21 protein-coding genes are annotated in these 24,986 nt (G+C 70.7%); 12 read left to right on the top strand and 9 right to left on the bottom strand.

The genetic code is table 11. The features are described 5' to 3' along the window. Nucleotides 1-57 precede the first annotated feature (57 nt). The 6 genes from ACIBG8_RS32490 to ACIBG8_RS32465 all read left to right on the top strand — a co-directional run bounded on the left by ACIBG8_RS32490 (nt 58) and on the right by ACIBG8_RS32465 (nt 9,670). Complete coding sequence (locus ACIBG8_RS32490; RefSeq protein ID WP_397346860.1) at nt 58-918, top strand: DUF2877 domain-containing protein; 861 nt, start codon at nt 58-60, stop codon at nt 916-918. After that, complete coding sequence (locus tag ACIBG8_RS32485; protein WP_397346859.1) at nt 915-2,213, top strand: FdrA family protein; 1,299 nt, start codon at nt 915-917, stop codon at nt 2,211-2,213. Before ACIBG8_RS32490 ends, ACIBG8_RS32485 begins: the two co-directional genes overlap by 4 nt. Next, on the top strand, nt 2,210-3,583 hold the full coding sequence (locus ACIBG8_RS32480; RefSeq protein WP_397346858.1) for a DUF1116 domain-containing protein: 1,374 nt from the start codon (nt 2,210-2,212) through the stop codon (nt 3,581-3,583). Before ACIBG8_RS32485 ends, ACIBG8_RS32480 begins: the two co-directional genes overlap by 4 nt. Before the next feature lie 158 nt (nt 3,584-3,741). Further along, on the top strand, nt 3,742-6,483 hold the full coding sequence (locus tag ACIBG8_RS32475; protein ID WP_397346857.1) for a protein kinase: 2,742 nt from the start codon (nt 3,742-3,744) through the stop codon (nt 6,481-6,483). A 537-nt stretch (nt 6,484-7,020) separates the two neighbouring features. Beyond that, complete coding sequence (locus ACIBG8_RS32470; protein WP_397346856.1) at nt 7,021-7,842, top strand: MOSC domain-containing protein; 822 nt, start codon at nt 7,021-7,023, stop codon at nt 7,840-7,842. A 646-nt stretch (nt 7,843-8,488) separates the two neighbouring features. Continuing rightward, a complete protein-coding gene (locus ACIBG8_RS32465) occupies nt 8,489-9,670 on the top strand; it encodes an MFS transporter (protein WP_397346855.1) in 1,182 nt (393 codons plus the stop codon). 135 nt (nt 9,671-9,805) lie between these two features. Here ACIBG8_RS32465 and ACIBG8_RS32460 read toward each other — a convergent pair whose 3' ends face one another. Beyond that, nucleotides 9,806-11,383, bottom strand: a complete 1,578-nt coding sequence (locus tag ACIBG8_RS32460; protein WP_397346854.1) for a bifunctional 3'-5' exonuclease/DNA polymerase — start codon at nt 11,381-11,383, stop codon at nt 9,806-9,808. Nucleotides 11,384-11,403: 20 nt separating this feature from the next. After that, complete coding sequence (locus tag ACIBG8_RS32455) at nt 11,404-12,891, bottom strand: metallophosphoesterase family protein (RefSeq protein ID WP_397346853.1); 1,488 nt, start codon at nt 12,889-12,891, stop codon at nt 11,404-11,406. A 131-nt stretch (nt 12,892-13,022) separates the two neighbouring features. Between ACIBG8_RS32455 and ACIBG8_RS32450 the strand changes: the two genes are divergently transcribed. Next, on the top strand, nt 13,023-13,430 hold the full coding sequence (locus ACIBG8_RS32450; protein ID WP_397346852.1) for a hypothetical protein: 408 nt from the start codon (nt 13,023-13,025) through the stop codon (nt 13,428-13,430). On the opposite strand, the gene ACIBG8_RS32445 is transcribed toward ACIBG8_RS32450, so the two are convergent. After that, nucleotides 13,420-15,003: an FAD-binding oxidoreductase gene (locus ACIBG8_RS32445; protein ID WP_397347817.1), complete on the bottom strand. Its 1,584-nt coding sequence runs from the start codon at nt 15,001-15,003 to the stop codon at nt 13,420-13,422. The genes ACIBG8_RS32450 and ACIBG8_RS32445 overlap by 11 nt on opposite strands. A 25-nt stretch (nt 15,004-15,028) precedes the next feature. Between ACIBG8_RS32445 and ACIBG8_RS32440 the strand changes: the two genes are divergently transcribed. The 4 genes from ACIBG8_RS32440 (at nt 15,029) to ACIBG8_RS32425 (ending at nt 18,375) form a co-directional block, all read left to right on the top strand. Further along, nucleotides 15,029-15,529, top strand: a complete 501-nt coding sequence (locus tag ACIBG8_RS32440) for a TetR/AcrR family transcriptional regulator (protein ID WP_397346851.1) — start codon at nt 15,029-15,031, stop codon at nt 15,527-15,529. After that, entirely contained in the window at nt 15,526-16,974 is a 1,449-nt protein-coding gene (locus ACIBG8_RS32435) for a glycerol-3-phosphate dehydrogenase/oxidase (RefSeq protein WP_397346849.1), read from the top strand. Before ACIBG8_RS32440 ends, ACIBG8_RS32435 begins: the two co-directional genes overlap by 4 nt. A 58-nt stretch (nt 16,975-17,032) precedes the next feature. Next, nucleotides 17,033-17,962, top strand: coding sequence for a sucrase ferredoxin (locus ACIBG8_RS32430; protein ID WP_397346847.1), 930 nt, complete (start codon nt 17,033-17,035; stop codon nt 17,960-17,962). Between the two features lie 101 nt (nt 17,963-18,063). Continuing rightward, nucleotides 18,064-18,375 carry a WhiB family transcriptional regulator gene (locus tag ACIBG8_RS32425; RefSeq protein WP_397346846.1) on the top strand — a complete coding sequence of 104 codons (312 nt, stop codon included), beginning with the start codon at nt 18,064-18,066 and terminating at the stop codon, nt 18,373-18,375. A gap of 99 nt (nt 18,376-18,474) precedes the next feature. Here the strand turns inward: ACIBG8_RS32425 and cydB are convergent, their stop codons facing one another. The 4 genes from cydB to ACIBG8_RS32405 form a co-directional block, all read right to left on the bottom strand. Next, on the bottom strand, nt 18,475-19,557 hold the full coding sequence (gene cydB, locus ACIBG8_RS32420; RefSeq protein ID WP_397346845.1) for a cytochrome d ubiquinol oxidase subunit II: 1,083 nt from the start codon (nt 19,555-19,557) through the stop codon (nt 18,475-18,477). Nucleotides 19,558-19,566: 9 nt separating this feature from the next. Next, entirely contained in the window at nt 19,567-20,940 is a 1,374-nt protein-coding gene (locus ACIBG8_RS32415) for a cytochrome ubiquinol oxidase subunit I (RefSeq protein ID WP_397346844.1), read from the bottom strand. Nucleotides 20,941-21,356: 416 nt separating this feature from the next. After that, nucleotides 21,357-21,590 carry a DUF397 domain-containing protein gene (locus ACIBG8_RS32410; RefSeq protein ID WP_397346843.1) on the bottom strand — a complete coding sequence of 78 codons (234 nt, stop codon included), beginning with the start codon at nt 21,588-21,590 and terminating at the stop codon, nt 21,357-21,359. Nucleotides 21,591-21,702: 112 nt separating this feature from the next. Then, complete coding sequence (locus ACIBG8_RS32405) at nt 21,703-22,569, bottom strand: helix-turn-helix domain-containing protein (protein ID WP_397346841.1); 867 nt, start codon at nt 22,567-22,569, stop codon at nt 21,703-21,705. A gap of 176 nt (nt 22,570-22,745) precedes the next feature. Here ACIBG8_RS32405 and ACIBG8_RS32400 point away from each other — a divergent pair, with 176 nt between their 5' ends. After that, complete coding sequence (locus tag ACIBG8_RS32400; RefSeq protein WP_397346840.1) at nt 22,746-23,195, top strand: ATP-binding protein; 450 nt, start codon at nt 22,746-22,748, stop codon at nt 23,193-23,195. A 4-nt stretch (nt 23,196-23,199) separates the two neighbouring features. Here the strand turns inward: ACIBG8_RS32400 and ACIBG8_RS32395 are convergent, their stop codons facing one another. Together ACIBG8_RS32395 and rsgA are read right to left on the bottom strand one after the other, a co-directional pair. Next, nucleotides 23,200-23,829 (bottom strand): phosphoribosyltransferase, encoded by a 630-nt coding sequence (locus tag ACIBG8_RS32395; protein WP_397346839.1) that lies wholly within the window; start codon nt 23,827-23,829, stop codon nt 23,200-23,202. A gap of 17 nt (nt 23,830-23,846) precedes the next feature. Next, on the bottom strand, nt 23,847-24,944 hold the full coding sequence (gene rsgA, locus ACIBG8_RS32390; protein WP_397346838.1) for a ribosome small subunit-dependent GTPase A: 1,098 nt from the start codon (nt 24,942-24,944) through the stop codon (nt 23,847-23,849). Nucleotides 24,945-24,986 lie beyond the last annotated feature (42 nt).

The raw sequence follows: 24,986 nt of genomic DNA, 5'->3' as shown, positions 1-24,986 counted from the left end.
GTACGGAGGGTTCGGAGGCCGTTCTACGGTCAGGTCCAGGATCGATTGGGAGGCCCTGTGACGGTAAGTACCCACGCGCGGCGTGTGCGCACGCATGTGACGGGGGCGGCCAGCGCGGCGGTCCGTCCGCTCCTGGACGCGCCCAGACGCCCGGCGCGGGTGCTCGCCGCGTTTCCCGCAGGCGTGTATCTCGAGGTCAGGACCGATCTGGAGCCGTCCGTGATCGCGGTGATCACCGGCGCTGCCACCCGGCTGCCCAACTCGGTGCTGCTCTCCGGCGATCTTCCGCACGTCACTGTGGGTGACGACGCCTCGGTGGGCGACGGCACGGTCGAGCTGGGGCGGCTGAGCCTGCGCGCCCGCCGCTACTGGGATCCGGCGCCGCCGCTCGGTCCCGTCGATCTGGTACGGCTGGCGCTCGCCGTACCGCTGCTGTCTCCTGTGGCGGAGCGCCCGCCGGGACTCCTGGGCAACGGCGCCATCGACCTCCTCGCCGAGGGGTGCGCCTCCGGGTCGCTCGTCGGCGCGCTGACGGCGGCCGAGCAGCTCGTCGGGCTCGGCCCCGGGCTGACGCCGAGCGGCGACGACGTGCTGGCCGGGCTGATGGTGACGCTCAGGCACGTGGGCGCGGCGGCGCGGGTGGGCAGGGCGGTGTGGCTGGCCGACTGGCTGGCCGCCGCGGTCACCTTCGACGCGGGGACCCGCACGACGCCGATCTCGGCGACGTTGCTGCACTGCGCGGCGCGCGGTGAGGCGAGCCCCGAGGTCACGGCGGTGTTGCGCGCGCTGACCGGCAGGGGGGCGCTGGAGCCGGCGCTGCTGCGGCTGCGGCGGCTGGGACACACGTCGGGCGCCGATCTGGCTCAGGGGGTCGCGATCGGGGTGGCGTCCGTGCTGGCGTTGGGGGGAATGGCATGAACGATCTCGTCCTCGTACGGAAAGGGATTTATCACGACTCGGTGAGCCTGATGCGGGTCAGCCAGTCGCTGACGGCTCTGCCGTACGTCGAGGTGGCGATCGTCGCGATGGCCACGGAGCTCAACCTCGGGCTCGCCAGGGACCTGGCGTTCGAGCTGCCCGCCGCCGAGCCGGCCGACCTGTTCATCGCGTTGCGCGGCAGCGACGTCACCTCCGCTGCCGACGAGCTCGACCGGCTGCTCGCCGTACGAACCACTGGACCTGCCGTGGAGCAGCCGCCCCGTACCACCAGGTCGGCGATCCGGTCGGGGGGCGATCTGGTGCTGGTGTCGGTGCCGGGGGAGCACGCCTTCGCCGAGGCGCTGGACGCGGTCGAGGCGGGGCTGCCGGTGATGATCTTCAGTGACGGGGTTTCGCTGGAGCAGGAGGTGCTGCTGAAGCAGCGCGCGACGGCGCTGGTCATGGGGCCGGACTGCGGCACCGCGATCGTGTCGGGCGCCGGGCTCGGCTTCGCCAACGTCGTACGTCCGGGGCCGGTCGGGGTGGTCGCCGCGTCGGGGACGGGGGCGCAGCAGGTGGTGTCGCTGCTCGACCTGGCCGGGGTCGGCGTCAGCCACGTGCTCGGCACCGGGGGGCGCGACCTGTCGGCCGAGGTCGGGGGCGCTTCGACGATCAGGGCTCTGCGCATGCTCGACGACGATCCGGGCACCGAGCTGATCGTCCTCATCTCCAAGCCGCCCGCCCCAGAGGCCGCACGAGCCGTGCAGGCCGTGGTTGACAGCCTGCGCACGCCGGTTGTCCCGGCGCTGCTGGGCACCACGGATCTCACCTCGGCCACAGAAGAGGTCCTGCGCACGCTCGGCGTTCCTGTACCTGTCTGGCCGTCCTGGGGCACCGCGGTCAAAGGTCCCATCACCGGGCTCTACTCGGGCGGCACCCTCTGCAAGGAGGCCGAGCTGATCGCGGGCTCCGGGACGTTCACCGACTTCGGCGACGACGCCTACACCCGCGGCCGCGCCCACCCCATGATCGACCCCACCCTGCGCCTGGAGGCCCTGGAACGGGTGGAACCGGGCGGCGTGGTGCTGATGGACGTCGTCCTGGGCCACGGCGCGGACCCCGATCCGGCCGCCGGGCTCGCCCCCGCCATCGCCGCGTCGCGCAGCGCCGTGGTCGTGGCGCTCATCGGCACCGAGGGCGATCCGCAGGGGCTGCACCGCCAGGCGGCCGCGCTGCGCGAGGCGGGAGCAGCGGTCTTCACCTCCAACGCCCAGGCCGTCAGGAGCCTCCTGTGACGCTGCTCGAGAACCCTCCGCACGTGATCACGGTCGGCGCTTCGCTGCTCGACGAGGCTCTGGCGGCGCAAGCCGTACGGACCACCCGCGTCGAGTGGCGCCCGCCGCTGCCCGGCACCGCGGCCGCGCTGGCCCAGGTCCTCGCCGACCCGCGCAGGCCCGCGGCCAACTCCCTGGCCGCCACCCGGCTGACCACAGCCCGCCCCCAGCTCGTCGGGGTACGGCAGGCCGCCGAGATCCTGCCACACGGGACGTTCCTGCACGCCGGACCGCCCCTGGAGTGGGAGCGCGCCTCGGGCCCGATGCGCGGGGCGCTCATCGGCGCGATGTTGCTGGAGGGGCACGCGACCGACGAGGCTTCAGCGGTGGCCGCTCTCGCTTCCGGGCGCGTGGCCCTGGAGCCCTGCCACCACCACGGGACGGTCGGCCCGATGGCCGGGGTGGTGACGCCGTCGATGTGGATGTTCGAGGTGCGCGACGCCGAGCACGGCGGCACCGCCTACTGCTCGCTCAACGAGGGCCTGGGCAAGGTCCTGCGTTACGGCGCCTACGGGCAGGAGGTGATCGACCGGCTGCGCTGGATGGACCGGGTACTCGGCCCGGTGCTCGCCGCCGCCCTGAAGATCACCGGCCCGATCGACCTGCGCTCGCTCATCGCGCAGGCGCTGCAGATGGGCGACGAGCTGCACAACCGCAACCGCGCCGCCACCTCCCTCCTGCTGCGCGAGCTGGCCGCCGCCGTGGTCGAGGCGGCGCCCAGGCAGGCGGCCGAGGTGTTGCGGTTCATGAACGGCAACGACCACTTCTTCCTCAACGCGGGGATGGCCGCGGCCAAGGTCAGCACCGACGCCGCGCGCGACATCCCGGGCTCCACGCTGGTCGTGGCCATGGCGCGCAACGGCACCGACTTCGGCGTGCAGGTGTCCGGGCTGGGCGACCGCTGGTTCACCGGCCCCGCCGGCATACCCGACGGCCTCTACCTCGGCGCGTACGGCCCGGCCGACGCGAACCCCGACATCGGCGACTCCACGATCACCGAGACGGCCGGTCTGGGCGGCTTCGCGATGGCCGCCGCGCCGGCGATCGTCAGGTTCGTCGGGGGCGAGGTCGAGGACGCGATCGCGGCCACCAGGTCCATGTACGAGATCACGCTGGCCGAGCATCCCGCCTACCAGATCCCGGGGCTCGGCTTCCGCGGCACGCCCGTCGGGATCGACGTCACGCTCATCGCCAGAACGGGCATCCTGCCCGTGGTGAACACCGGGATCGCCGGGCGGATCGCGGGAACGGGCCAGGTCGGAGCGGGCCTGGTCAGCCCGCCTGCCGAGGCGTTCACACAGGCGATCAATGCACTTGCATTCGGTAAGTGATCGTTTCTGATAAACCGCCTTTCAGCACGTCAAGCGCGCTGTGTAATCCCGATATCGCTTGTTATTGCGCAATGAACGCCCTATATCGTGTCCAACCTCATAATCTGCAAGAATCACGCGTTGCATGTTTCTGGTGAGGCTGGAGTTGGGGGGCGGAGATGTCGGCGGACCGCTTGCTCGCGCAGGGGGGCTCCCCGCAGAGCCAGGGCCGCCTGATCGGACGGCGCTACCGGTTGATGTCGCCCGTCGGCAGGGGCGGCATGGGCATGGTGTGGCACGCCCACGACGTGCTGCTCGACCGGGACGTGGCGGTCAAGGAGCTCATCCTCCCCTTCGGGCTCGACCATGCGGGCAAGCAGGTCGCCCACCGGCGCATGCTGCGCGAGGCCCGGTCGGCCGCGCGCCTCACCCACCCGGGCATCGTGACCGTCCACGACGTCGTCGAGGAGGACGGGCGCCCGTGGATCGTCATGGAGCTCGTCCGCGCGTGGTCCCTTGAGCAGGCCGTACGGCAGAGCGGTCCGCTGCCCGTCGCCCAGGCGGCCGAGATCGGCATCCGCGTGCTCGACGCGCTGCGCCACGCGCACGCCGCCGGGATCCTGCACCGCGACGTCAAGCCCGGCAACGTCCTGCTGACAGCTGACAGAGTTGTGCTGACTGATTTCGGTATCGCGGCGATCGAGGGTGACGTCACGATCACGCAGACGGGTCTCCTCATGGGGTCACCCGCCTACATCCCGCCGGAGCGGCTCTCCGGGCAGCCGATCAACCAGGCGGCCGACCTGTGGTCGTTCGGCGCGACCCTCTACGCGGCGGTCGAGGGACGGCCACCGTACGAGGGCAGCGACGCCATCGCCGTCCTGGGCGCCGTCCTGACCCAGGAGCCGGTGCGTCCTCAGCGGGCCGGGGCGCTGCTGCCGATCATCGAGGGGCTGCTCCGCAAGAACCCGGCGGAGCGCATGTCCGCCGCGCAGGCGGCCGACCTTCTGGAGCGGGTGCTGCGCGCCCACGGCTCCCAGCCGCCCCGCAGCCGCGAACCCTCCCCCTCGCCATTGCCCACGCCGGGCGACTCGACTCCGATGCACATGCTCCCGCCCCTGGATCCGCCTTCGGGCCCGATGCCGTCGCGCATCGTCGAAACCCCGTCGGGCCCGGTCAGGGTCCCTTACGACCCGTCCGGCGGCCCCTCGGGGGGATACGGCCGCCCCTTCGACGCGGACGCCAGCCCGTCCGGCAGCCACCGCACGGACCTCCTGCCCTTCGACGCGGCGGCTTCGCCACCGGGTAGCTTCGACGCGACCTCCTCGGGCAGCTACCGCACCGACCAGATCCCCCCGACCTCCCAGGCCCAGCCTCACGACCCCCGCCAGCCCTACGGCGCTGCAGCCGACCCCCGCCAGCCCTTCGGCGCTGCGCCGGTCGACCCCCGCCAGCCCTCCGGCTCCGCACCATCCGACGGTGCCCGCCAGTCTTTCGGCGCTGCGCCATCGGACGGCGCCCGCCAAGCCTTCGACGCCGGGCCCTCGGATGGCGCCCGCCAGGCCTTCGGCACTCCTCCGGCTGACCCGCGCCAGGCCTTCGGCACCGCATTTCCCGGTGACCCCCGCCAGGCTTTCGACGCGGCTTCTCCGGGTGGCTCGCACCCCGGCCAGCCGTCCCCTTTCGACGCATTCACCAGCCCGTCGGGCCCGGTGCGGCTACCCGCCGAGGACCACGACGTCCTGTCCAGCCCCGGCTACCCGTCGCGTGACCCGAACCCGTCTGGCGCGCATCCCGGGGCCGGACAGCAGTTCATCCTCGACACCCCCTCAGGCCCGCAGCCCCGCATGGGCGGCTCCCCCAGAAACCTCGCCGACCCATCCACCCAGGGAAACCACCCAGGAAGCCCGTCCGGCCCGGGGCACCCCTCCCTCCCAGGAGATCCCTCCGGCTTCGGAAGCCCGTCCGGCCCGCACATCTTCGGACCCCCTTCAGGCCCCCACCCCCTGGGCCCCCAGTCAGGCCCGCACGCCCTGGGACCGCAGTCGGGCGCGCACAGCTTCGGCCCCCAGTCCGGCCCGCAGCCGATCCTGCCCCTCTCCACCGACAGCCGCTCGGCGGGCGCCTCCTCACCCTGGCCCCTGGCGTCCCCCGACGACCTGCGCGAACACTCCCGCGACCTGTCCAGAGAGCTGGGCACCAGGGACCCCGGCGACGGCCGCAGAGTCACCGGCGCCCACACCGCCCCCACAGAAGACCGCCTGACCACAAGCCGCAGAAGACCCACAGACCAGGGCAACGGCTGGCTACGCGACGGCCGCCCAACTCCCCGCCTGATCATCTCCGGCGTGGCCGCAGTGGGCGTGGCGGTGGCCGCGGCCTTCGTCCTCACCTCAGGCGGCGGCGGCACCCCCACCGCCGAACAGCCAGCCAAGAACACCCCGGCCAGCGCCCAGCCATCAGAAGCCGGTTCGGCGAGCGCCGCCCCCAAGGGCTACAAGTCGTACACCCCCCAGGGCTTCACAGCGGCAGTGCCCGCAGCCTGGAAGATGACCTCCACAGGGGGTGAAGCCACCTTCACCGGCCCCAAGGACAGCGGCCTCAAGATCAGCGTCGTGCAGGTCTCGGCGCAGAAGGACGGCGGCCTGTCGGAGCTCGGCCGCGAGGAGGCCGACGGCGGGGTGGCCGGGTACATCCAGGTGCATCTGCAGGAGGTGCAGTACCGGGGGTGGAAGGCGGCCGACTGGGAGTACACGTACACGGTGGAGGACGGCGAGCTGCCGATGCACTCCCAGGTCCGCTACGTGACCATCGACGGCAGCACCGCCTTCAAGATCACCTTCTCCACCCCGGAACTCACGTGGGACGACCAGGCAGAAACCCGCAAGGTCTTCCTGGACACCTTCCACCCCAACACCTGAACCCACCCAAACCCTCTCCCCACACCACCGCCTGACCGACCCAAACCCCCTCCCCACCCCAACACCTAACCCACTCAGCTCCCCCTCACCGCACTACCACCCAACCCACTCAGACGCCCCGCCACGCCACCCCCTGCCCCCACTCAGACGCCCCACCACGCCACCGCCTGACCCACTCAGACGCCCCACCACACCGCCGCCTGACCCCTGACGCCCCAGCTCGTCACCCCAAGCTCCTCGCCGCAGGCCCCACACCGGCAGCAGCACGCCGCCACCGGTCACATCACATCCCGAACCACGCGCCCTGCCTCCCACACCGGGGGCGCGCGAGTGTGCGGCTGCGGAGGCGCGAGTTTGCCACGGCGACCTGGCCGGTGCCCTCGGCGTACGGGAACAGCGCCCTCCACGGGGCTCCGCCGTACAGCAAGATGGATCCGGCACGTCCGTGCGGTCAGATCCCCCTACGGGGTGGTATGTCTCCACAACGACCGCCACCCGTGCGCAGGTCGGCTCAACGTGACCATGTACCGTCGGCGCATGAAGTTGGCGAGCATCCACCTCTACCCCATCAAATCCACCAGAGGCCACGACGTGACGACCGCGCGGGTCGAGCCCTGGGGGCTGGCCGGTGATCGCCGGTTCCTCGTCACCAGCGACGACGGCACCATGCTGACCGCACGCAAGCACCCCCGCCTGTTCACCTGCCTCGCCGAGCTCGGCGACGGCGCCCTCACCCTGACCGGCCCCCACGCCGCCCCCCTCCGCGTCGCCCTCACCCCCTCACCCAGCCTGCGTACGGTGTCCGTCTGGGACACCCCGGTCGACGTCACCGACTGCGGCGACGAGGCGGCCGCCTGGCTGTCGTCCCTGCTCGACACGCCTGCCCGGCTGGTGTGGCTCGACGACCCGACCCGCCGTGCGGTCGATCCCCTGTACGGCATGCCGGACGACAGGGTGATGCTCGCCGACGGGTTCCCGTTGCTGCTGGCGTCGACCGCCTCGGTGGACAGGCTGAACGACTGGATCGCGGAGGACGCGGTGGAGCGTGGGGAGGAGCTGCCTGAGCCGCTGCCCATCTCCCGGTTCCGGCCGAACGTGGTGGTGTCGGGGGTGGAGGAGGCGTTCGCCGAGGATCGGTGGAAGCGGATCAGGATCGGGGAGGTGGAGTTCAGGGTCGCCAGTGGGTGCGCGCGGTGCGTGATGACGACGATCGACGTGCCGACGTTGGAGAAGGGCAAGGAGCCGCTCCGCGTCCTCGCGAAGCACCGGCGGTGGGACGGGAAGGTGTGGTTCGGCATGAACCTCATCCCGGACACCACCGGCACCATCCACCAGAACGACCCCATCACCATCCTGTAACCGCCTCCCCAGGGGAACCCACCCTGGGAGGACCCACCTACCCCTCGGGTTCGCAGCACACCCTGCTGGCACACCCCACCGCCCCAGCCATCTGCGCGGCGGGCCCGGTGGCCGGTGCACACACCACCTTGCGCACCACACGAGGCGCCGGACACCACCGCACACCCACCCGCCGACGCGGCGCCCTGAGGTGGCGCCGCTGGGCCCCGGGACACACAGCGGCGCCCTCGGGACACGCAGCGCGGAGAGACGCCAACGCGCCCGACGCAGTCGCCCCGTGCCGCCCCACACCACCTCACCCGCCGCACAAGGCGCCGGGCACCGACCCACCGACGCGGCGCCCTGGGGTGGTGCCGCTACGGCCTCTGGATGCGGCGGCCGGGGTGACACGCACTCGGTGTGGGGCCGCCCTGGGTTGTACGCGGGGAGCGGGGTTGGCGAGAAGGCGGGGGGTGTGTGGGCCCTGCGTCGCGACGGCGGCCCGCGGACGGGTGGGGTGGGGAGGGGATCGTGGCCGGGGCGGGTCTGCGATCTATGACAAACTTCACGAGTGACCAGTACCCCCACCAATACCGACATTTCCCAGCCAGAGCGCGTCCGTAGCGTTCAGCGGCGGACCCTCGGTGTCCTCTCCACAGCGCAGATCGTGGGCGGCGTAGGTGTCGCGGTGGGCCTGGCGTTGAGTTCCGTGGTCGTCTTCAAGCTCTCCGGCTCCGCCTTCATCAGCGGCTTCGCCGGCACCGCGACCGTCCTGGGCGCCGCCCTCCTGGCCCTCCCCATCGCCAAGGCCGCCGGCAAGAAAGGCCGCCGCGCAGGTCTCAGCCTCGCCTACATCGCCGCCCTCACCGGCTGCGTGATCTCCGTGGCCGGCATCACCATCGCCTCCTGGCCCCTCCTGCTCGCCGGTCTCGTGCTCGTCGGCGGCGGCAGCGCCGGCAACTACGCCGCCCGCTACTCGGCCACCGACCTCTCCCCCGACGGCCATGCCGCCAGGCACCTGTCCCTGGTGGTGTGGGCCGCCACGGTCGGCTCGGTCGCGGGCCCCAACCTCGCCGAGCCCGCCGACGCCATCGGCAGGAAGCTCGGACTGGTCGGTACGGCGGGCCCGTTCGCCTTCGCCGCCCTCGCCTTCGCGCTGGCGCTGCTCGTCGTGGTCGCCGGGCTGCGTCCCGACCCGCTGGTGCTGGCGCGCAGCCTCAAGCCGTCGGACGGCCAGCACCCGGCGGGCAACCGTACGATCAGGGACGCCTGGCAGATCCTCCGCACCACCCCGACCGCCAGGCGCGCGCTGATCGCGATCGCGGTGAGCCACACGGCGATGGTGTCCGTCATGTCGATGACGCCCGTGCACCTCACCCACGAGGGCGCCGCCATCAGCGTCATCGGCATCGTGATCAGCCTGCACATCGCGGGCATGTTCGTGCTGTCCCCGGTGGTCGGCTGGCTGGCCGACAAGGCGGGCAAGGTCCCCGTGTTGCTGGCCGGAATGGTGCTGCTCCTGGCGGCAGGCCTGCTTGCCGGTACGGCGGGGCATGCCGTCTGGCAGATCACCGTCGGGCTGACGCTGCTCGGCATCGGGTGGTCGTGCGGGCTCGTCGCCGGGTCGGCGATGCTGAGCGAGTCCGTCGCCATCGAGCGCAGGCCCGCCGTGCAGGGGGTGTCCGACCTGCTGATGAACGTCTGCGGCGCCACCGGCACCGTCCTCGCCGGGGCGATCGTGGGCGGCGTCTCGTACCTGGCGCTCGGCCTCAGCGTGGGCGCGATGGTGGCGGCGGCGGCCCTGTGGCTGGCCCTCACCGCACTGCGCAGCGGACCTGCCACGGCTTAGAGCACGCTCCCGACCTCTCAGCGCGCCCGACGAGACGGCCGAAGCTCCCAGAGAAGGGATCCCGTCCTTCTCGGGGTCTCTCTCAGTGAGGGGAGGGGCTCCTCTCTGGGGTTCCGGGAGCTCTCGGGTGAGGGTCTATTTCGCGTCCGCGTAGCAGCTGACCGCGACCGCCTCCATCGGGAAGCGCACCGGCGTCTCGCCGAAGAGCAGCCGCGTGGCCTCAGCAGCCGCCGCCGTGACCGCCCCGATGACCTCCTCCGCCTGGTCCAGCGGGCAGTGCACCATCACCTCGTCGTGCTGGAAGAACACCAGCCGCGCCGGATCAGGCAACAACCCACGCAACACCGCGAGCAACGCCAGCGCCCACTCCGCCGCCGTGCCCTGCACCACGAAGTTGCGGGTGAACCGGCCACGGTCGCGCGCCACCTTCCCCCCGTCCGGCCCCGTGACGAGCTCGCGGAACCGCGCGGAAGGCGGCGGGCTGGTGCGCCCCAGCCAGGACCGCACCAGCTTGCCGTCCTCCCCCGCCTTGGCCGCGTCCTCGACGAACTGGTAGGCCAGCGGGAACCGCTGCCGCATGATGGCCAGCAGCTTGGGCGCGTCGCCGCTGCTCCCGCCGTACATGGCCGACAGCATCGCGATCTTGGCGTTGTCGCGCTCGCCGCCGAACGCCTTGGCCAGCGCCGAGTAGAGGTCGATCTCCCCGGCAGCGGCGGCGAGCCCGCGGTCGCCGGCCATCGCGGCCAGCACCCGGGGTTCGAGCTGCGCAGCGTCGGCGACGATCAGCGCCCACCCGTCGTCGGCCACCACGGCCCTGCGCATGGCCTTGTGGATCTGCAGCGCCCCGCCCCCGTTGGTGGCCCAGCGCCCGGTGACGACGCCGCCGACCACCCACTCGTCCCTGAACCGGTCGTCGCGCACCCACTGGTCGGCCCAGGCCCAGCCGTGGAAGGTGTAGAACCTGGACAGCTCCTTGTAGGCCAGCAGCGGCGCGACCGCCGGGTGGTCGATCTCCTTGAGCTCCCGCGACCGAGTGGTCTTGATCGTGACCCCGGCCGCCTTGAACGCCTTGACCAGCTGCTGCACCGAGTCGGGGTTGACCTGGTGGCCGAAGGCGGTGGTCACCTCGTCGGCCAGCGCCTGCAGCTTGACCGGCCGCATGCCGTGCACGGGACGCGGCCCGAGCATCTCGGTCAGCAGCGCGTCGTGCGCGCTGCGCCGCCACGGCATGCCGTAGAAGCTCATCTCGGCCGCCACCAGCGCCCCCGCCGACTCGGCCGCGACCAGCAGGCGGAAGCGCGCCGGGTCGGGCAGCGCGGCGATGCGCCGCGCCTGGTCCTCGAACACCTCGACCACCTCGGCTGACCCCAGCGCGGGGCGTTCCGGCTCAAAGAGCGTGTCCTGCCTGGCGGCCGGGCCGTGGTCGTCGTCAGGAACGGGCAGCCCGTGCAGCCGCGCGTAGGCGGCGGCCGCCGAATAGGGCTCGCCCATGCGGCCGTCGTAGGCGAGCAGCATGCGCTCGGTCAGCGCCAGGTCGTGGCAGCGCGCCACCCGCACCTCGGCACGCAACAGGTCGGGATAAACCTCCCGCGTATCCGCCCAGACCCACCGAGGGCGCGAGTCACCCTCGACCTGCCGCACGGTGGCGGCGGAAGAGACGGCGGCGGCATCCCCGAAGGGGCGCAGCTCACTGGTGGTCAGGGCGACGTGCACACCCTCAGAGTGCCACCCGGCTACGACAGTTTGATGCGCACCTCGTCCTCCATCGGAGGGTCGATCTCCTGCGGCAGGCACCCGGTCGCCCCGAAGCACCGGATGTGCAGCGTGTCCGGCGTGACGGACACGTGGAGGAAGTTCTTGAAGAACGGCGGAGTGTCCCAGTCAGACAGCTCGGACAGGTAGCGGTGGAACACCGTCCCCACCGGCAGCCGCAGCGGGAACGGCCAGGCCCCCAGGATGCGCGCCGCCCACCGCATCCGCCTGGTGATCGTCACCGGCCCCTCGATCGGCCGCACGGGCGTGTTGCCGATCTGCCCGGACATGATGCAGGACGCCTCGCGCGGCGTCAGGAAGAGCCACTTCATCCGCAACCGCTTGGCGTACAGCTGGCTGTAGAACGACAGCGAGTCGCCGCGCAGCGGGTAGCACTTGAAGTCGTCCTCATGCACCCCCGCCACGTCCACCCGCCGGATGGTGTGGGTGGCGTGCATGAACGCCCCGCCCCCGCCGGACACGATGTACTGGATCACCCGATCCCCCACCCTGACCGGATAGCGCTGGTAGTTGTGCACGTCGCCGCCGATGGCCGCGACGTACCGATGGGCCGGATCGCGAACGATGTCGTCGATCGTCCCCCCGCCCTGCAGCGGCGACGGCTTGTAGTCGTTGCGCGTGTAGATCGGCTTCCCGGTGACCAGCACCTTCGGCCTGGGGTCGAGCGAGGTACGGCGGAGCCAGTCGGCCTGCGCCTTGTCCAGGTCGCCCGCTATGCCGGTGTCGACGCCGACGATGAGCAGGCTCGGCGTCTCGATCACCCAGTAGGGCGCGGGCTGCGTGGCCTGCTGGGACGGCGCCCCGCGCAGCTTGCGCGCCTCGGCCAGCGCCTTCTCGTCGATCGCCTCCGGCTTGCGCCACAGCAGCCCGCGCAGCCCACGGTCGGGCGCGGGCTTGAGCGGCGGCGCGTCGCAGAAGACCCGCATGAACCCGCCGAGCCCGTCGTACCAGTCGTGGTTGCCGGGCACGGCGTAGATCGGCGCGCCGTACGCCTGGTAGGGACGGAAGAACTTGTCGCAGTACTCGTTGCCCGACCCCGTTGGGTAGATCACGTCGCTGGCGACCACCGCGAACGAGGTGTCCTCACCCAGCTTGAGCAGCCCGGGGACCACGGCGTACTGCGAGGCGTCCCCCTCGCCGGGGTCGCCCATCAGCAGGAAGGTGAACGTGTCGCCGACCGGGGGCCGGATCGCGAGCGAGGGGTCGGCGCCGCGCGCCTGCTGCGACTCCATCCAGCGCGCCCGCACCTGCCCCGAAGGGTCGCCGAACAGCCCGGCCAGGATCTGGTTGCGCGAGCGCCACAACGTGCGCGGATTCAGCCACGAGAACGACCGGTCGTTGGGACGCAACGACTTGAATGACCCGATCTGCTGGCATTTCCAGCCCGCGCCCTCCTCGGAAACTCGTGAGGAGAGCTGCTTCCCGCGTTCGGCCGCGACTTCCACCATGACCATATCTTTGCCGTGATCTACCGATAGCGCACCCTTCCCGCGCGAACTCTGTGTACATCAAGCGACACGGGGCGGTACCTTGCGGTAGCCTCGACAGCCAAGCAAGCGGTTGTCGGCAGGGGGCTGCGATGGCCCGCAACGGATTCAACGAGGCGGCCCGGCGCAACGCGGCGGGGGTCGAGGCCGTCGAGGGGCTGCTGGCCTATGCGCAGACACAGGCCCGTGGCACGTTCGGCAGGGGCGCGGTCAGGAGCGCCCGCGAGGCGGTGGCGATCAGCAGGCAGCTCGCCGCCCGCGATCCCACCGAGTTCATCCCGCTGTTGTCGCGTTCGCTCTGCGTCCACGCCCGGCTGCTGAAGCGGCGACCGGCCGAGGCGTTGCCGATCGCGGAGGAGGCGGTCATGCTGACCCGCGCGATCGGCGGCGGGCCGCTGGTGCTGGCGCTGAGCTGCCTGGCCGACGTCCTCACCGCGCTGGGCAGGCACGGGGAGGCCGAAGCCGCGATCGCCGAGGCGGACAAAGCCGCTAGGGGATGAGCACTCCGGGGTTGAGCACTCCCTCGGGGTCGACCCGCTGCTTGATCGCGCGCAGGATCTCCACGCCGACCGGCCCCACCTCGGCCGCGTAGGCCTCCCGATGGTCCCTACCGACGCCGTGGTGGTGGGAGATGGTGCCGCCTGCCGTACCGATCGCCTCGTTGACCGCCGTCTTGGCGGCCTCCCACTGGGCCAGGGGGTCGGCGTCCTGCGCGGTCACGACGGTGAAGTAGAGGGAGGCGCCGGTCTCGTAGACGTGCGAGATGTGGCACATGACCAGCGGCGACCCGAGCGAGCCGTGCAGCGCGAGCCGTACGGCGTCGTAGAGCCTGGGGAGGTTCGCCCAGAAACCCGCGGTTTCAAGGGTCTCCACGGTCGCGCCAGCCGCCAGGAGCGAGTCGCGCAGGTAAGGCGCGGAGAACCGGCCGTGCGCCCACGCGTCGCCGGGAGCGGTCCCGAGCGGCTCTCCTCCAAGGCGCGCCAGTACGGCTCCCGCCGCCCGCCTGCGCTCCTCGACGGAGGCCCCCTCGTACCCGGCGATCACCAGGCATCCTGAGTCGCCGCCGCCGATGGCGTCAGGCTTGGCCAGGCCGATCATGGTCTCGGTCTCGTCGGAGAGCCTGAGCACGGTGGGCATCGGGCCTTCCTGGGCGAGCGCCCGCAGAGCGGCGGAACCCTCCGCGAACGACGCGAACCGCCAGCCCTCGTAGACCTTCTCCTCCGGTACGGCACGCACCCGCAGCCGCAGCGAGGTGATGACGCCGAACGCGCCCTCCGAGCCCAGGACGAGCTGGCGCAGGTCGGGCCCGGCTGCGGACTTGGGCGCCCGGCCGGTGTCGAGGGTGCCGATGGGCGTCGCGACGGTGAGCCCCACGACCATGTCGTCGAACCGCCCGTACCCGGCCGACGCCTGGCCGCTGGACCTGGCGGCGGCGAACCCGCCGAGCGTGGCGTACTCGAAGGACTGCGGGAAGTGCCCCAGCGTGAGTCCGTGCGCGGCCAGCAGCCGCTCGGCCTCGGGGGCCCTGATTCCCGGCTCGAACTCGGCGATCATCGACTCGGTGTCGACGGAGACCAGGCGGTCCATGCGGCCGAGGTCGAGCGCGACCACGCCGTCGAACCCGTCGCGAGCGGCGGTGAGCCCACCGACGACAGAGGTCCCCCCACCGAAGGGCACCACGGCCAGCCGCTGCCCGGCCCCCGCGCCCTCAGCGGAGCCGCCCGCGCAGAGCGCCAGCATGGCCACCACCTCGTCGTGCGACGCGGGCCGCACCACTGCGTCGGGGGCGTCCGAGCCGTCGCCCGCGCGCATCCGCAGCAGGTCGGGCGTGGATTTGCCGCGCGTGTGGCGCACCCGATCCTCGTCGCCTGTGAGGACCTGCTCGGCGCCGACGATCGCATGCAACGCCTCCAGCGTCGGCGGGGTCAGCGAGACGGGCGGGAGCCGTACCCACTCCAGAGAGACGGCGGCCGACGACGGCGCGCGCACGCCGAGCAGGTCGTGCAGCAGCTTGACGATCGGCTCTGGCAGTTCCTTGGCGAGCGCCGGGTCGCCCCAGCCTGACCACAACATGGCTTCCACCACTACACTGTGACACATGTCGTCCAATCGTCACAACGATCCGGTGCTGGACGCCGCTCTGGAATGCGTGCTCGCCTACGGAGTCCGCCGCACGACGCTGACCGACGTGGCGCGCAGGGCCGGGGTGTCGCGCATGACCCTCTACCGCCGCTGGCCCGACGTGCACTCCCTGGTCGGCGACCTGATGACCAGGGAATGGGTGCGCGTCGCCGCGAGCGTGGACCTGGCCGACCCGGTGCGTGCGGTGGTGGACGGCGTACGGGCGCTGCGCGCGCACCCGCTCTGGCGCAAGATCGTCGAGGCGGACCCCGAGCTGCTCCTCCCCTACCTGATCGACCGCAGGGGCGCCACCCAGGAGGCCATCCTCGACCTGCTGGAGCCCGCGGTCGGCGACCGCGGCAGAGCGGCGTCGATCCTGCTCGTCGCCCAGTCGTTCCTGATCTCCGGCCCCACGATGCTCGACCCGGACGCGCTCGACGCCCAACTCACCACGATCCTGGAGAGGTACCTGTCATGAACACCTCGCTGAACGCCGCGCGCCGTACCAGGGAGCTGGGCCTCGCCGCGGAGCAGGACGTCGACGTGCTGGTCGTCGGGCTGGGGGCGACGGGGGCGGGCGCCGCGTTGGACGCCGCGTCCCGTGGGCTGACGGTAGCCGCGATCGACGCGCACGACCTGGCGTTCGGCACATCCAGGTGGAGCTCCAAGATGATCCACGGCGGCCTGCGCTACCTCGCCAAGGGCCAGGTGGGCGTCGCCTACGAGAGCGCCGTCGAGCGCGGCGTCCTGCTCGGCCGTACGGCTCCGCACCTGGTCAGGGCGCAGCCGTACCTGCTGCCGCTCACCCAGGACGTCTCCAGGGCACAGAGCGCGCTCGTCATGACCGGCTACCGGCTCGGCGACGCGCTGCGCATCGCCGCGCGCACCCCGCGCCGCCTGCTGCCCGGCCCGTCGCGGCTGACGGCCGCTCGGGCGCGCGAGCTGGCCCCGGAACTGAGCCCGTACGGCCTGCGCGGGGCGCTGCTGTCCTGGGACGGGCGGCTGGTCGACGATGCGCGGCTGGTGGTCGCGATCGCGCGCACGGCCGCCGGGTGCGGGGCGATGGTCCTGACGAAGTGCCGGGCGCTGGAGCTGACCGGTGGCGGGGCGAGGGTCCGTGACGAGGTGAGCGGGTCGGAGTTCACGATCAGGGCGCGCGTCGTGATCAACGCGACCGGCGTGTGGGCGGGGCAGCTCGATCCGTCCGTACGGCTGCGCCCCTCGCGCGGCACCCACCTGGTGCTGCGTCCCTCGACGCTTCCCGGGCTCCGGGCGGGGCTGCACGTGCCGCTGCCGGGGGAGAGCAACCGGTTCGCTCTGGTTCTCCCGCAGCGCGACGGGCGCGTGTACGTGGGGCTGACCGACGAGCCGGTCGACGGGCCGATCCCGGATGTTCCCGAGGCGCCGGAGGCGGACGTCAGCGCGTTGCTGGGAGTGCTGAACTCGGTGCTGGAGCGTCCGGTGGCGCGGGCGGAGGTCGCGGGCGCCTTCGCGGGGCTGCGGCCGTTGCTCGCCGCCGACGGGCGCACGGCCGACCTGTCACGCAGCCACGCCGTCCTCGCCCACAACGGCGTCGTGACCGTGGTGGGGGGAAAGCTCACGACCTATCGGCGCATGGCGGAGGACGCGGTGGACCGCGCCGTCACCCTCGCCGGACTACCCGCCTCGAAAAGCATCACCGCCCGCCTCCCCCTCGTCGGCGCAGAGGACGCGCGTGCCGTACAGCAGCTGATCGGGCAGGATCCCGCGCTTGGCGAAACCCTGCCCACCGGCGTCACCCGCGCGGACCTCGTGTGGGCGGTCAGGCACGAGGGCGCCCTGGACGAAGGGGACCTTCTCGACCGCAGGACGCGGATCGGACTGATCCCCGAAGACAGGGAAGCCGCCCTACCCGCGGCGAAACAGGCGCTTTCGGCGTGTTGAAACCCCCACCAGCCATCCCACCTGTCCCTTAGGTTAGTCTTACCTAATCTTCAAACGGGTGGAGGGGATCATGGCCAGGGGGTGCGAGCATCCCGCCGGGTGCCACAGCGGGGACCAGCCGGTCCTCGCCAGCGCCACGGTAGGCGCGCGCTCGTGGTTGCTCATCGAGCACGACGGGCCGTGGACCGCTTCCCATCTGGAGAACTGTGACCTTCCCGAGAACATCTCGGAACTCGTGCGCAGGGCGACGGAACGCGGTATCAGGGCCCAGCTGATCAGGCGGCCAGGAAGGCGCACCCGCCTGCGGGACCAGGGCATCCGTGTGCTAGTCGCCGTCTCGACAGGCGAGAAGCCCTGGTTGGCCTCAGGAGTCGTCGCAGGTCCCGACGATCTTGACTTGGACGCCGTGGTGGCCGGAGTGGTCCCAGAGTCCTGCATACTTGAAGACGAGCCGGTATTTCTGGTCTGCACGCACGCCAAGCGCAATGCGTGTTGCGCCCGCATTGGACTACCCCTCGCTCGGGGGCTGGCAGAAATTTTGCCGGACAGAGTGTGGGAAACGTCACACGTTGGCGGCGATCGGTACGCCGCCAACCTCGTGTGCTTGCCACACGGCCTTTATTACGGCAGCATGTCTCAGGCTGCTGCGATCGCAGCGGTCAACGCGTACCGGTCCGGCGAGGTGATTCTCGACCGCTTCCGGGGACGCGCAGGCATCCCTGAGCCATTGCAAGCCGTGGAGCATTTCGCCCGAGCCCATACGGGTGTGCTCTCGGTCAGTGCGGTGGCCGTGGAATCCTCCAGGTCGGACGGCGACGTCACCGAAGCCATCGTGCGCGTCGGGGACGTCCGGTTCCAGGTTGTGGTTGAGCCATCGGTGTGTCAAACACCAGGTGGTACGGCTTGCGCCGAGACAATCACCACCTACCGGCTGGTCTCGCTGGACAGGCTTTCGCCTGTGCGGTACGCCACGCCAGCGCTTACCTGATCACGGGAACATCACGGCCCTGCCTTGCGTTGGAACAGTGACGCCGAAAGCGTCCAATGCGGCTCAATTACCGAAATACCTCTCACGAAGGTGGTTTTCTCATGTCTCAGGTACGTCGGCAGATCGCCCGCCCGCGCCCCAGCTGGGGTTGGCAGGATGATGCCGCGTGCCGGGGTGAGGACCTCGTGCTCTTCTTCGGCCCCGATGGCGAGCGCCAGCCCGAGCGTGACAACCGTGAGCGGAAGGCGAAGGCCATCTGTGGCCAGTGCCCGGTCCGCAACGAGTGCCTCGACTACGCGCTGTCCCGTCCGGAGAAGTACGGCACGTGGGGTGGCCTGAACGAGGACGAGCGCGCTTCCGAGCGTCGCCGTCGTATGCGCCGCGCCGCCAGCGCCGGCATCTCCGCCGCCTGACTCCACCCGGCAGCGCTTCAACGTTTGCACGCGTGATCACGCAGTTGTCCCGATGAGCCCGGTCACCGACCGGCGAACCCGGTCGGGACAACTGCCTGATCAGGCGCTTTTCTGCTGTACCGGGATGTCCCGCGTGCTGATCCTGCGGCGGAACACCCAGTACGTCCACGACTGGTAGAGCAACACCAGCGGCAGGAAGATCACCGCGACCCACGTCATGATGCCCAGCGTCTTCGGCGTGGCCGCGGCGTTCTCGATCGTCAGGCTGTAGGCCGGGTCGATCGTCGACGGCATCACGTCCGGGTAGAGCACCGCGAAGAGGCTGATCACCGCGACCCCGATCGCGACGGCCGACAGCGTGAACGCCCACCCTTCGCGCCCGGTGAACTCCATGCCCAGCGCCGCCACGAACGCCAGCGCCGCCACGGCCGCCAGGATCACCGTGACCAGCGTGCCGCCCTGGAACTGCGTCCAGACCAGGAAGACCACGGCGAGTACGGCTGCCGCCAGGCCCGTCCGCACCGCCAGCGCCCGCGCCCTGTCCCTGATGTCGCCCGCCGTCTTCAGCGACAGGAAGATCGCGCCGTGCGTGACGAACAGCGCCAGCGTGGTCAGCCCGCCGACCAGGGCATACGGGTTGAGCAGGTCCCAGAACGAACCCACGTACTCGTGCCGCGCGTCGAGCTTGACCCCGCGCACGATGTTGGCGAACGCCACACCCCACAGCAGTGCGGGCAGGAACGAGCCGAACACGATGGCCTTGTCCCAGTTCGCCCGCCACCGCACCGAGTCGCGCTTGCCCCGGTAGTCGAAAGCCACGCCGCGCAGGATCAGCGCCACCAGGATGAGCAGCAGCGGCAGGTAGAAGCCGCTGAACAGCGTCGCGTACCACTCGGGGAACGCCGCGAACGTGGCGCCGCCCGCGGTGAGCAGCCACACCTCGTTCCCGTCCCACACCGGCCCGATCGTGTTGATCATCACCCGGCGCTCGGTGTCGACGTGCTCATGGTCGCGCCCGCTTCGCTCCTCGTTGGCATCGGATCGAGCCTCGCTCTCTCGTCGCGAGCTCCTGCGCTTGGGGGCCAGCACGGGCAGCAAAATGCCGACGCCGAAGTCGAAGCCCTCAAGGACGAAGTAGCCGACCCACAGGACGGCGATCGCCGTGAACCACAGTGTTTCCATCAGGCTCTCCTAGTAGGCGAACGCCAGCGTGTCCTCGTCGCGTGGCTCTTCCTCCGGCGGCGGGGCCTGCCTGCCGTACTTGATCATCAGGCCGACCTCGACGACGGCCAGCGCGCCGTACAGGAGGGTGAAGACGATCAGGGACGTCAGGACCGTGCCCGCGCCCACCGCGGGCGAGACGCCCGCGGGGGTCTGCATCAGGCTGAAGACGATCCACGGCTGGCGGCCCATCTCGGTGAAGATCCAGCCGAAGCTGTGGGCGAGGAACGGCAGGACCACGGCCCAGACGGCGACCTTCCAGATCCACGCCTTCTCCGGCATACGGCCGCGCCTGGTCAGCCACAACATCACCAGCGCGATCAGGAACGCCAGCCCGCCGAAGCCGATCATCAGGCGGAAGCCCCAGTAGGTGATCGGGATGAAGGGGCGGTAGTCGCCGGGGCCGAACCGCTGCTCGTACTGCTTCTGCAGGTCGTTGATGCCCTCGACCTTGCCGTCGAACGACCCGGTGGCCAGGAACGACAGCACGCCGGGGACGTCGAGCTGGAAGATCGGCTCGGTGCCGTCAAGGGTGCCGATGGTGAACAGGGAGAACGGCGCGGGCTGCGCCGTCTCGTAGAGCGCCTCGGCGGCGGCCATCTTCATGGGCTGGGTCTCGGTCATGACCTTGCCGAGGGTGTCGCCGGACAGGAACACGCCGACGAAGCCGATCAGGACGGCGACGATGCCGAGGCGCATCGACGGCTTGAACACGTCGAGGTCGCGGCCGCGGGCCAGGTGCCAGGCGGAGACGGCCATGAGGATCACGCCGCCGGACAGCCAGCAGGCGAGGATCGTGTGGGGGAAGGTGGCCAGGACGACCTTGTTGGTGAGGACGGCGCCGAAGTCGGTGAGCTCGGCGCGGCCGTTGAGCTTGTAGCCGACGGGCCACTGCATGAAGGAGTTGGCGGCGAGGATGAAGTAGGCGCTCAGCGTGGTGCCGACGGCCACGATCCAGATGCAGGCCAGGTGCACTTTCTTGGGCAGCCTGTCCCACCCGAAGATCCACAGCCCGAGGAAGGTGGATTCAAGGAAGAACGCCAGGAGCGCTTCCATGGCGAGCGGAGCCCCGAAGATGTCACCGACGAAGCGGGAGTAGCTTGACCAGTTCATCCCGAACTGGAACTCCTGCACGATTCCCGTCACCACGCCCATGGCGAAGTTGATGAGGAGGAGCTTGCCCCAGAATTTGGTGGCTCGTTTGTAGTGGGGCTTGCCCGTGCGCACCCACGCGGTCTGCAGGATCGCCACCAGGAGCGACATTCCTATCGTGACGGGCACGAACAGGAAGTGGTACACCGTGGTGACGCCGAACTGCCATCGCGCAAGATCCAACGCGTCCATGGTGGCGACTCTACGTTGTGTTACGAACACACAATGTCACGACACGCCCACCCATCCACCCCACAACCCCCAGGCATCTGGCTGGGGGTTGCGCAAGCAGCACCCCACCGGGCGCACCATCTCAGCAACCGGAGGGCCAAGAGGTGACGCCCAACCACACTCACCGGAGCTGAGGTAACCGGAGAGGCGCCTCACGCGCCTGGGCCTCCCACGAGCGGGACCTTCAAAAGGAGCGCAACCCCCACGGACGGCAAGCTCGGCCAGAGGAGGTCCGCCCGCACGGAGAGCAGCCGAAAGGAAGCCCAGCCCCAGCAGGACGGGCACTGCCAGAGGTGGTCAGCTTGAGCAGGACCAAGGGCGGGTGGGTGGGCAGGCGGAGGGCGGGGTTAGTGGATGGGGAGCCGGAGTGGAGAGTGTCAGGCGATGAGGTCGTCGAATTCGCCGTCCTTGGCGCCCAGGACGAAGGCCGCGATCTCCGCCCGCGTGTACACCAGCGCCGGATCATCAGGAAACCGTGAGTTACGCATCGCGATCTCACCGTTGGGCAACGCCGCGACCTCGACGCAGTTCCCGTTCGGATTGCTCCTGCGCCCCTTACGCCAGGCGACAGAAAGCCGGCTGGCCGTGACCCCGTTACGGATGTCCTGCATGGCATAGCTCCTCGCGTGCGGATGCACGTGCATCGGTGATTGCAGGGCAGACACTACGGTAACGGGCATGTCTCCATATAGGCGATGCCCAAAAAGGTGGTTATGACCACATTCACAGCAGGTCTGCGAGGAACTTCCGTGACTCCCGAGGCGAGTTAGCCTGCACGCTCAACCGATCCATCACCGACATGTAATGCTCGGACTCCGCCTGCTTGTCCAAGTAAAGAGCGCTGGTCAGCTGCTCCATGTACACCACGTCAGGCAGCTCACGATCAGGAAACCGAAGGATCGAGAACGGCCCCCCGGCGGCGGCGTGCCCACCCCGCTCGAACGGCATGATCTGGACCGTGACGTTCGGCTTTTCGGACATCCGAAGAAGGTGCTCGATCTGCTCCCGCATCGTCTCGGCCCCACCGAGAGTCCGCCGCACGACCGCCTCGTCCAGCACCGCCCACAACACCGGCGGCCGCTCGGCGGAGAGCCGCTCCTGCCGGGTCATCCGCAACGCGACCCGCCGGTCCAGCTCGTCGTCGTTCCCCAGCTTGATCACCGCACGCGCGTAGGCGGGCGTCTGCAGCAACCCGGGCACGAACTGGTTCTCATAGGTACGGATGATCGAGGCGGCTCCCTCGAACCCGATGTAGACCTCGAACCAGCTCGGCAGCAGGTCACCGTACTTGTGCCACCACCCGGGCGCGTTGGCGTTGCGCGCCAGCTCCAGCAGCGGCTCCCGCTCGGCCGCGTCGGTCACGCCGTACAGGGTCAGCAGATCGGCCACGTCGCGCTGCTTGAAGCTGACCTGGCCGAGCTCCAACCGGCTGATCTTGGCGTGGGAGGCCCGGATCGCGTACCCGGCGTCCTCGCGCGAGATGCCGCCGGCCGTACGGAGCCTGCGCAGCTGGGCGCCGAGAAGGATCCGCAGGACAGTGGGGCTGCCCGGTGCGTGACTGAGCACCTGGCCCGTCTCTGCTGGGTCCACGCCGAGCTCCTTGATCGGGAAAAGACCCAGTGTTCCATGGACAAGATGAAACGTATAGCCCGGTGCACGTGCAAACGAGTCATGCATCGGTAATGCACGAAAGGGTCTTGCATCACCAGCTATGCCCCGTAAGGATGGTCACTGGATCACCACAAACTGCGCTCGGGGACCCAACGATGACGACGTTCGCCGCACGACAGCAAGCCGACACCGCTCCGACGCCGCCGGAGTGGTTGAGCTCGGTCCTGACTGACGTCGACCCGGGCGGATACGTCGCGGTGTTCCACCGTCCGGCGCCGGTGGCGGCCGCCAGGCGGTTCGTGTCCACGGCGCTGACCCAGTGGGGGCTGACCGAGACCGTCTTCGACACCCAGCTCGTCGCCTCCGAGCTGGTCACCAACGCGATCAGGCACGCGGGCGGCGCGCTGGAGCTGTTACTGGTCTGCCGCGGCGCCCACCTGGCGTGCGCGGTGAGCGACGAGAGCAGCGCGGTGCCGGCGGCGGCCGCCCCCGATTCCTACGACGAGTACGGCAGGGGCCTGCAGCTCGTGCAGGCGCTCTGCTCCGGCTGGGGATGGCTCCCCCTCGACGGTCCAGGCAAGCTGGTCTGGGCAGCACTCCGCTAGACGTTCAGGCCCACGAGAGCAACGCGACCACGTCGGCGTCGCTCAGCTGGTCGAAGCGGTCGTACCACTGCCCGACAGAGCGGAACCCGGACGGGGTGGCCAGCACCACCACCTCGTCCGCCTCCGCGCGCAGCGCCAGCACCGTCTCCCAAGCCCCCACGGGTACGGCCAGCGTCACCTGGCCCGGCCTGGCGGCGGCGACGGCACGCAGCGCGGCCCGCGCCGTGACCCCGGTGGCCAGACCGTCGTCCACCACGACCACGTCCCGCCCGGCCAGCGCGGGCAGCGCCCGCTCGCCCCGGTAGACGGAGACGCGGCGGGCCAGCTCGCGCCGCTCCCCCGCGATCACCTCGGCCAGCTCGGCCTCGTCGAGGCCGAGCTTGGCCATGAGCGCCTCGTCCATGACGGGCTCGCCGCCCTCGGCGATCGCGCCGACGCCCAGCTCGGGCGTCGGCGGATAGCCGATCTTCCTGGTGACCAGCACGTCGAGCACGCCGCCGAGCCGGCGCACGATGGGCAGCGCCACGGCGACCCCACCGCGCGGGAGGGCGAGCACGACGGGGGCGCGCAGGCCGAGCAGCCGCTCTGCCAGCAGAGCCCCCGCCTCGGCCCGATCAGCGAACAGGTGACCCATGCACTGGGCTTACCCGTTCACGGCCGGTTCTTGTAGGCGCGGCGCATCTCCTTGTGGATGGTCTTCCATCTGTTGACGCGTTCCTTGGCCAGTCTGGCGTCGGTGCGCGAGGCCATCCACTCGGCCTCGCGCTGGAGCTTGCGCCAGCTTTCCAGCCGCCGTTCCGGCAGTTCCCCGCTCTCCAGAGCGGCGAGTACGGCGCAGCCGGGCTCGCTGGTGTGTCCGCAGTCGCCGAACCTGCACTGCCCGGCCAGCTCGTCGATGTCGGAGAAGACCAGGTCGACCCCGTCGGTCATCTGGTACAGCCCGACCCGCCTGATGCCCGGCGTGTCGATGACGAGCCCGCCACCGGGCAGCGGGATGAGCTCCCTGTGCACGGTGGTGTGCCTGCCGCGCCCGTCGGCCGCGCGCACCTGCTGGGTCTCCATGACCCCGCCGTCGGCGAGCGCGTTGACGAGCGTCGACTTACCGGCGCCGGACGGGCCGAGCACCACGGCGGTGCGCGAGCCCTCCAGGTAGGCGCTCACCAGCTCCACGCCCTCCCCCATGATCGAGGAGACGGCGTGCACGTCGACGCCTGGCGCGGCGGCGGCGACGTCGTCCAGGAGCTGCTCGAGCCCCTGGTCGAACAGGTCGGACTTGGTGATGAGCACGACGGGCGTGCCGCCGCTCTCCCAGGCCAGGGCCACGAGCCGCTCGATGCGGCCCAGGTCGGCGAAGTCGGTGGCGTGCATGGACGGCTCCGCGACGAACACGATGTCGACGTTGGCCGCCAGGACCTGGCCCTGGCCGTCGCCGGACAGCCCGCCCCGCGAGACGCGGTTGACGCCACCCCTGACGAACGCGGTCGTGCGCGACAGGACGGCGTCGAGCTCGTAGCGGCCCTCGGGGAGCATCCTGATGGCCGCCCAGTCGCCGACGCAGGGCAGCTCGACGGGGTTTTCCGCCGCCGCCCTGCGGACGTGGGCGCTGTATTTGACGTGGTGTTGACCGTCCGCCGCGATGACTTCCGCTGCGCCGCGGTCTACGCGGGCCACGCGGGCGGGGACGGTGTCCGATGGCAACTCGGCGACGCGGGAATCGGTCCAGCCGAGCGAGATGAGGTCGAAAGACAACTGAAGAACACCCTTGGGAGAAGCCCGGGTGCGCTACTGAGC

The sequence above is a fragment of the Nonomuraea sp. NPDC050556 genome (genome assembly GCF_044457355.1).
Taxonomy (GTDB): Bacteria; Actinomycetota; Actinomycetes; order Streptosporangiales; family Streptosporangiaceae; genus Nonomuraea.
This window is presented reverse-complemented; position numbering and strand designations above follow the sequence as displayed.